The organism is Microcoleus sp. MON1_C1, from assembly GCF_036701945.1.
GTDB lineage: Bacteria > Cyanobacteriota > Cyanobacteriia > Cyanobacteriales > Microcoleaceae > Microcoleus.
The window spans coordinates 1-8,426 of the sequence record NZ_JAUBRO010000098.1; the positions used below are offsets into that span (position 1 = coordinate 1).

Annotated in this window: 6 protein-coding genes and 1 pseudogene; 4 read left to right on the top strand and 3 right to left on the bottom strand. The window is 48.4% G+C overall.

The window, feature by feature from the left end; all coding sequences use genetic code 11:
- A pseudogene (locus QUA62_RS28460) lies at positions 1 to 317 on the bottom strand (ISKra4-like element ISMiva1 family transposase); the annotation flags it as partial.
- Positions 318 to 389: 72 nt separating this feature from the next.
- On the opposite strand from QUA62_RS28460, the gene QUA62_RS28465 reads away from it, so the two are divergent.
- Complete coding sequence (locus tag QUA62_RS28465) at positions 390 to 1,958, top strand: calcium-binding protein (RefSeq protein WP_333408169.1); 1,569 nt, start codon at positions 390 to 392, stop codon at positions 1,956 to 1,958.
- Positions 1,959 to 2,007: 49 nt separating this feature from the next.
- Positions 2,008 to 2,559 (top strand): GUN4 domain-containing protein, encoded by a 552-nt coding sequence (locus tag QUA62_RS28470; protein WP_333408170.1) that lies wholly within the window; start codon positions 2,008 to 2,010, stop codon positions 2,557 to 2,559.
- A gap of 105 nt (positions 2,560 to 2,664) precedes the next feature.
- On the opposite strand, the gene QUA62_RS28475 is transcribed toward QUA62_RS28470, so the two are convergent.
- Both QUA62_RS28475 and cax read right to left on the bottom strand, forming a co-directional pair.
- Positions 2,665 to 4,737, bottom strand: coding sequence for a serine/threonine-protein kinase (locus QUA62_RS28475; RefSeq protein WP_333408171.1), 2,073 nt, complete (start codon positions 4,735 to 4,737; stop codon positions 2,665 to 2,667).
- A gap of 1,114 nt (positions 4,738 to 5,851) precedes the next feature.
- Positions 5,852 to 6,973 carry a calcium/proton exchanger gene (gene cax / locus QUA62_RS28480; RefSeq protein ID WP_006635805.1) on the bottom strand — a complete coding sequence of 374 codons (1,122 nt, stop codon included), beginning with the start codon at positions 6,971 to 6,973 and terminating at the stop codon, positions 5,852 to 5,854.
- A gap of 200 nt (positions 6,974 to 7,173) precedes the next feature.
- Between cax and QUA62_RS28485 the strand changes: the two genes are divergently transcribed.
- Positions 7,174 to 7,722 carry a GNAT family N-acetyltransferase gene (locus tag QUA62_RS28485; protein ID WP_333408172.1) on the top strand — a complete coding sequence of 183 codons (549 nt, stop codon included), beginning with the start codon at positions 7,174 to 7,176 and terminating at the stop codon, positions 7,720 to 7,722.
- Positions 7,723 to 7,805: 83 nt separating this feature from the next.
- Complete coding sequence (locus QUA62_RS28490; RefSeq protein ID WP_333408173.1) at positions 7,806 to 8,342, top strand: GrpB family protein; 537 nt, start codon at positions 7,806 to 7,808, stop codon at positions 8,340 to 8,342.
- Positions 8,343 to 8,426 lie beyond the last annotated feature (84 nt).

The window sequence follows — 8,426 nt, forward strand, 5'->3', positions numbered from 1 at the left end:
ATTATCAGAGCACACTTTTCCATCATGGGACGCTCGTTGACTATAAGGTTTTAACCCGAAATATTCCGCCTGATTATTTGTAATCCTGAGCGACCCAACTACAGATTTTACTGTTCGTGTTCTTCCTGTTTTAATTCCTGATGCTGTTGAAAAAAAAAGCTACCTAATTCTGGTCCCACTTCTGATAATATTTTTTGACGGAGAGTTTTTTCGATACATTCAAAATTTGACAGTTCGGTTGAATCTGTATTTCTGTAAAGAATGGATGCTACCTCTTTTAAGTGTGCTTTTAGGCGCTTTTGGTCTTCGGGTGTCATTTTTTTCCCTCATCTTTTTTCACAGTTTTACTAGCTTTTTCATTTTCGCGCTTTTTTCATATATTTGCAAAAGTGAGATGCACCCACACTAACTTTAGCCAAGACATCTTCGTGCGCGACTTGTCAACCAACACCACCGCCCGCGTCTCTGTTTCAGGGGCCGGCAATCAGGGGAATAGCAACTCCCGATCTCCCTCGATCTCCGGTAACGGGCGGTTTGTCGCGTTTGCATCTGATGCGTCCAACCTCGTACCGGGAGACACTAATGCTCCTAACCAAGACATCTTCGTGCGCGACTTGTTAACGAATACCAACACCCGCGTCTCTGTTTCTTCCACAGGCAATCAGGGGAACGACAACTCCGGTCGTCCCTCCATCTCCGCTGACGGGCGGTTTGTGGCGTTTGGATCTGGTGCCACCAACCTCGTGCCGGGGGACACTAACAATCGCAACGACATTTTCGTGCATGACTTGTCAATAAATACCACTACCCGTATCTCGGTTTCAGGGGCAGGCAATCAAGGGAACAGTGGCTCTGGTACTGCTTCCATCTCCGCCGATGGGCGGTTTGTGGCGTTTTCATCTGAGGCATCCAACCTCGTGCCGGGGGACACTAACAATAACGAAGACATCTTCGTGCGCGACTTGTTAACCAACACCACCACCCGCGTCTCTGTTGACTCAGCAGGCAATCAGGCGTTTGGCCCCTCCCGCGAGTCCTACATCTCCGGTGACGGGCGGTTTGTGGCGTTTTCATCTTTGGCCTCCAACCTCGTGCCGGGGGACACTAATGGTAACCGGGATATCTTCGTGCGCGACTTGTCAACCAACACCACCACCCGCGTCTCTGTTGACTCAGCAGGCAATCCGGGGAACGGCCAATCTTACGCCCCCTCTATCTCCAGCGACGGGCGGTTTGTCGCATTTTCATCTATTTCCAATCTCGTACCGGGGGACACTAACAATCGCGACGACATTTTCGTGCGCGACTTGTCAACCAATACCACCACCCGCGTCTCTGTTTCAGGGGCCGGCAATCAGGGGAACGACGGCTCCTTCTCTCCCTCCATCTCCGCCGATGGCCCGAGAGTAGTATTTTCATCTGGTGCCGACAACCTCGTGCCGGGAGACACTAACAATCGCAGCGATATCTTTGTTGCTGACATCGGCAACACTCCCGGCGTCATCAATACTCCTAGTAACAACATCAACGGCACGAACGGCAACGACAACCTGACAGGCACTCCCAGCAGCGATAATATCAGCGGTTTAGACGGCGATGACGCACTCACCGGCAGACAAGGTAACGATATCCTTATCGGGGGCGGTGGCAGCGACAACCTGTTTGGCGGCAAAGGTTTTGACACCCTCAACGGCGGTTTGGGAAACGATAATCTTGTCGGCGGCGCGGGCAACGATGTATTTGTTTTAGGTGCGGGATTGGGAATTGATACCATCTCTGATTTCGCCAACTCTCAAGATACCTTTCAATTAATCAATGGCTTGACTTTCGGACAGCTATCAATTTCCGCTGGAACGGACGGCACATTAATTAGAGTAGCCAGCAGCGGTGAAGTTTTAGCTGCTTTGACAGGCGTTGCTCCCAACCTCATCGGCTCTGAAGATTTCATCTCGGTCTAGAGATGGTAAACTGGTCATTTGTGAAATTACTTTTACTCAGAGGGACATCATGATTAAACTTGGCAAACAATCACTCGCATTAATAGGCACATTTCTTGCAGTTTTGCAACCAGCATTTACCGCTTATTCACAAGAAAGCAACAGCGAATTTAGCAAACTTCAATCCTTATTAGAAGCAAAAAAATGGTACGAAGCCGATCAAGAAACAGTCTCTCTGATCCGCAACAACTCCGCCAATCTGTCTTGTCCGAACCTCCGCGCGATCGATCAAATGTGGATGCAATCGAGCAATGGCAAATATGGATTGACTCCGCAGTTAGAGATTTGGCAGAAAGTGGGCGGTTCTAGCTGTCGAACTTGCGAAGGTCAAATTCAAGAATTTAGCAAGCAAGTAGGATGGAACATGAGCTCCCAAGTAAGTCCTATACCAGGCGAGTTTCCTGCCCAGTATCCAACTGTGGCTTCATTAAGTTGGCAAAGTTATGTTGACAGCGATAAAAGCATAACTAGGTACAGTCTTTTTGCTGGCGCGCAGACATGGCAAGCGTGGAGAGTTACAGAATTTAACCTGTTTTCTACTTTTGCCAATTGCGGCAAGTAACAGTTGTAGGACGGGCAATGCCCAGACTTCCACGTCGGAGTCGGGATGGGATTTCTCGATCGCCTCGACTCTTCAATCTAAAATCTAAAATCTAAAATAGTAGGACTATGGCATTCGCCAAATCTTAATAGTGCGATCGGGACTGCCGCTCACAAAAGTCTTGCTATCATCTCTGGCAATAGCAATCGAACTCACAAACTGACTGTGGCCAGAAAGAGTGCTTCTTTCTTTTCCCGTCTTCAAATCCCAAACTATAATATCTCCGCCCCCGCTGATCAAAGTGCGACTGTCCGGGCTAAAGGCGATCGTCCTCACCGAGCTCGAATGCCCTTTAAAAGTGCGGGTGCGCTTCCCGTCTTGCACATTCGACAAACGGATCGTATTGTCGGTGCTAGCACTAGCCACAATTTGCCCGTTCGGGCTAAAAGCCACAGCATTAACCGGGTCCCGGTGACCTGTGATAATTCTTCTGACTTCTCCGGTACCGAGATTCCACAAACGCACAGTCTTGTCCTGGCTGCCGCTAGCGAGAGTTTTACCGTCCCGGCTCAAAGCGATCGCGTTTACTCCTCCGGCGTGGCCGCTCAACGTCCGCAACCTGCTGCCGGTTCTGACATTCCACAAGCGAACAGTTTTGTCATCGCTGCCGCTAGCGAGAGTTTTACCGTCCCTGCTAAAAGCGATCGCGTTGACGGGGGCTTTGTGAGCCGGAATCGTGCGTATCCGTCGCCGCGTCTTCAAATCCCAGATAATCACATTATTGTCGTCGCCCCCGCTGGCCAAAATCGAGCCGTCCGGACTCACCGCCACCGTATTGACCGATTTTTTAGAATGCACCGAATCGAGAGTCCGCGGCGGGCCTCCCGTCTTCAGATTCCAAATTCTAATCGTCCCAAAGCTTGCGCTCACCAAAGTTTGACCGTCGGGGGACAGGGCGATCGCATTTACACTCCCGACCTTATCCAAACTTTTTTGCAAAAACTGACTGCTAGGTAAACTAGAAAGCAGCCACACCGGGTTTGCCGGAAACACCCCGTAACGCAGCGAACCGTAAATTTGAGACGCGCCAATACTCACCATCAAAACAGCCGTGCCCGCCAGCAACTTCTTTTTCCAATCAAAAACATCTTTCTCGGCCTTTTTCAATCCCGAATTCAGAGGTCTGAGGCGGTTTACAGAAGTCTGCTTCTTCACCTCAGGCGTCCCGGAAGTTGCGCGAAGTTTAGTTTGCCCCGTCGTCGGCAACTGAGTAGGCAACTGACTTTCCGCGCCGTCGAGATTAATTTCCTCCAAGCACTGCAAAACCATCTGCGGGCTTTGAGGTCGATTTCCCGGAAAAGGCGCCATCAGATAATCGATTACATTAGCCACGGCGTCGGAAACCTGAGGAGCTCCTTTGCGCCACATTAATCTGCCCGTGCGCGGGTTCTCTGGAAACGCAGTCGGAGGCTTTCCAGTCAGCAAATAAACAAAAGTGCGGCCCAGAGCAAAAAAATCTGACTGCGGAACCGCCTTACCATTAGTTTGTTCCGGCGGCGTGTAGCCCGGGGAAACAATACCAGTCACATTTTGCCCCTGGCCCACCTTAGCGAAATAAGTCGCCGACACTTCCCGAGCAGTCCCGAAGTCAATCAGCACTAACTGCCCGTTTGGCTTGCACATAATATTGTGCGGCTTGATATCCCGATGGAAATAGTTGAGGCGGTGAACTTGGTCTAAAATTTCCGACAGTTGTTTGAGCCAGTTCACAGCTTGTTCTTGACTGATGGGGCGGCCCCGATGTTTCAGCCAGTCTTGCAAATTGGCCCCAGCAATTTTCTCCATCACCAGGCAGTGAAAAGACTCTGTGCTGTGAGCGGGTGTAAATGTAAAATAACCGTCGCGATCGACTTTTGGAATACCTGGATGTCTTAGCCTGACCAACACGTCGGCTTCTTGCTTAAACAGTTCTACAGCTTTGGGATGTTCTTTCAGCAGGACTTTGAGCACTCTTCGGGCGCCGTTGTCGTCCACTTCAAATGTTCTGCCAAAGCCGCCGCCTCCGAGAGGCGCGACTAGCCGATATCGACCTTGCAACAAAAGTTCAGACCCGCAGTGGATACACACGGATTTGCCAGAGTTGGCTGGATCGGAGGGATTCGGACATTTGGGATTGAGGCAATAACTCACAGAAGCCACATAACCCTGATTGAGGTTGCTCTATCAAGTTTTACTTGGACACTGCTATACAAAACTTGGCTAAACTTATCTAAGCTTCACCATTCAACTAGAAGTATTTTCTAGAGGGTCTGATTCCTGCTTCTGCCAAGAGAGTCGGCTCTTACTTGTCCACAGGCGTAAATTCGGGTGGAGCAGCACCCTATTTTTGAATTCTGTACAACTACTTATTATTGTGGAAGCTTTTAGCCATTGTTTAACCATTATTTTCAACCAATTTAACGAATCGTGGTATCCCGTTCGACCTTTTTATAGGCTGGTCAGTTTTAAATCGACCGTCGTTTACTCTTCCTGAAAATTTTTCCTGCATATTTTGGGCATTATTCTGAGAATGTTGCACAAAACTGCGCCTCTGTCAATATGCTTGTCATCAGCAGCTAGGAGGAAGTTTAATCAAGTATTAAGCGATTAGATTAACCTCTGTCCCCTCTTGGTGAGTGAGATTTTTGATTCAGCTTGGGTTACTTGCCTTGACAAGATTACTCAAGCCGCATTAGAGGTGTCTTCTCTAAAATCGTTAATTCCGGTATGGCATACCGTAGTTGATTAGTCCTCTTTATCTAGTTCGGTTTTTGTTCAAATACGAGTTTTCCTAGACGGCAACACCGTGTTTGTGGGACGACGTACTCAACAATAAGAGTACGAGGTTTTACATTGTCTAGTTAGACTCAATTTTCAACTTATGACGATCGTAGCACACCTAGTAAAAGACTCATGAGCACCCTTCATTGAAATCTTACAGCCTCTCTGAAGTCAAGGGAGGCTTTAGTCTCGCTTGACTTGAGCATCCCGTGTTTTTGTATAACCTGTGGCACTGCGCTCTAAAGATCGGGTTGATGCCAAAGGTTTTGTTGTTTGTCACACCCGATCGAGGTCACAAATCCCTGATGACAGCAAATAATGTACAAACACACCAGAACTAATAACGAGGGAGCAGCTACATTTCAATTGTACGATCGCAACCACCACTCTCGAAGAAAGAAGTGAGAGTAGGGGAGTGGGGGAGTGAGGGAGTGAAAAAATCTGCCTTCTTCCTTCTTCCCTCTTCCCTCTTCCTTCAGCAGAAGAAAGCGTTTTAAACAAGTCCCTCAATTACCGGATGGAAGTAGAACGCCAGCGCCAAAACCGTATAAGCTGCCAACAGCAAAGTACCTTCGAGCCAGTTAGAGTTGCCGTCTGAACTGATAGAATTGGCGATCAGCACCGACACCGCAACCGCTACAAGTTCAAACGGGTTGAAATTCAAGTCCATCGGTTTGCCCAAGACAAAACCTGCCAAAACCAACACCGGGGCAACAAACAAAGCAATTTGCAAACTCGAACCCACGGCCACAGAAACTGACAAATCCATTTTATTTTTCATCGCCACCGTCACCGCCGTCGTATGTTCGGCCGCATTACCAATAATCGGCACTAAAATCACCCCAGTAAATAGTGATGTCAGCCCCAAACGCGCCGTCGCTTCTTCCAGAGTACCCACCAGCAGTTCCGACTCGACAGCTACCATCAGGGTACAGGCCAACAGCACCCCAATCCACAGCGGCAGATTGACTTTGTGGTCTGGACTGTCTGGTGCTAAGTTACTTTCGGCTAATTCTTCAAGCATTCCTATTTCTGCCACCCCTGCATCGTACAGATAACTGTGGGTTTTCATCGAAAACAGCAGCGTCAGCACGTAGACGATAATCAGGACTACAGCAACAGCGCTAGAGAGGTTCTGCATAGTTTCGGGAGGGATGCCAATAGAGGTGGCATTAACTGCCGTCGGCACCAAAATGGCAATCACCGCTAAGTTCATCGCTGAAGCGTTCAACCGGGCGACTGTCGGCTGAAATTCTTGTTCTTTGTAGCGCAAGCCGCCCAGCAGCATCGCAAATCCCATCACCAGTAGCAGGTTGCTCATAATTGAACCGGTGATGCTGGCCTTGACAACATCTATTAGTCCGGCGTTGAGGGCGACGATACCGATAATTAGTTCCGTGGCATTTCCGAAGGTAGCGTTCAGCAAACCCCCCAAGTTGGCACCGAGGACGACGGCGATTTCTTCGGTGGCTGTCCCCATCCAGGCGGCTAGGGGGATGATGGCTAAAGCCGAGGTGATGAAGATTGTGGAGGATTCCCAGCCGAGAAAGTGTCCGGCGATGGAAACTGGGATAAATAACAGCAGGCTGGAAATAATTGTATTTGTGTTTAGCATTTAGATTCTCAAAAGCTGCCAACCGTCAATCATAGCCTGTGGCCAAATGAAAAAAAGGGCGAGGGCGAGGGATTTGGGTGTTCGCTGAAAGCTGGGGGTGGGCGATCCTCTTCGAGGGCTTCGCTAACGGGCGATCGCTGCATTGCCGCTTTCACGGATATGACAAACTAAGAGAGCGATTTGTTTAGCCGATCGGTTCAATGGATTTTTGTATTCGATTAGCTTCCTTAGAAGACATTCCTAAGCTGACAACTTTAATTCCTGATTCTGCTAGAGCTTTGCAAGCAGGCTACTATAGTTCAGAGCAGATTGAAGGCGCACTGGGCACAGTTTTTGGGGTTGACAGTAAACTGATTCAAGACCAAACATACTTTGTTGCTGAGAACAATCACCAAATTGTTGGTTGCGGTGGTTGGAGTAAGCGTAAAACGCTTTATGGAGGTGATTTAGGCAAAAATAATCCAGAAGACAGCCTGCTCAACCCAGACAGCGACTCGGCAAAGATTCGTGCATTCTTTATTCATCCAGCATGGGCGCGTCGAGGAATTGGAAGTCAGATTATGCGAGTATGCGAACTGGCTGCTGAGCGTGCTGGATTTAAGGAAGTTGAGATGATTGCGACGCTGGCGGGAGAGCCATTTTACACAAAATTTGACTATCAGGCGATTGAGCGGTTTGAAATTGCTCTGCCAAACAGTCAGTTCCTCCCCGTTGTCCGTATGTTTAAGAGCTTTGGGCGCAGCCCGTAAAATATGAGGCCTAATAAAATCTGTTTCGGTTAAAGGCGATGGTAAATCAATGAGATGACAAAAAAAGCAAATAATTATCAACCATGTCAATAAAAGTAGATTTTTTCAAAGTAGAAGTCGTCCCGCACGATCCAAATTGGCGCAGCGCCTTTGAAACTGAGTCGAAACTGATTGCACTTGCACTTAGGGACAATGTGGTTGCTATACATCACATTGGTAGCACAGCGATTCCACAAATTTATGCAAAGCCGATAATTGATATGTTAGTTGAAGTTAAAGATATTATAAAAGTCGATACACAGAGTTCAGAAATAGAGGCATTAGGTTATCAAGCAATGGGTGAGTTTGGGATATCCGGTCGTCGTTATTTTCGCAAGGGTAATGAAGCAGGGATTAGAACACACCAAATTCACGGGTTTGAAGTGAACTCAGCGCAGATAGAGCGCCATTTAGCGTTTCGAGATTATATGATTTCCCATCCTGAGGACGCGCAGCAATACAGCGAACTAAAGAGAAAACTTGCCCAAAAATACCCTGATAATATTCAAGGGTACATGGACGGAAAAGATGGTTTCATTAAAGCAATGGATCTGAAAGCGGCTAATACCAATTTTTTATGAGGCCCCGTAGAATCCGATCCCCCCTAGCCCCCCGCGTCCGGGGGGGGACAAGAGTCCGATCTTTCGTCCCCCGACTATCAGGGA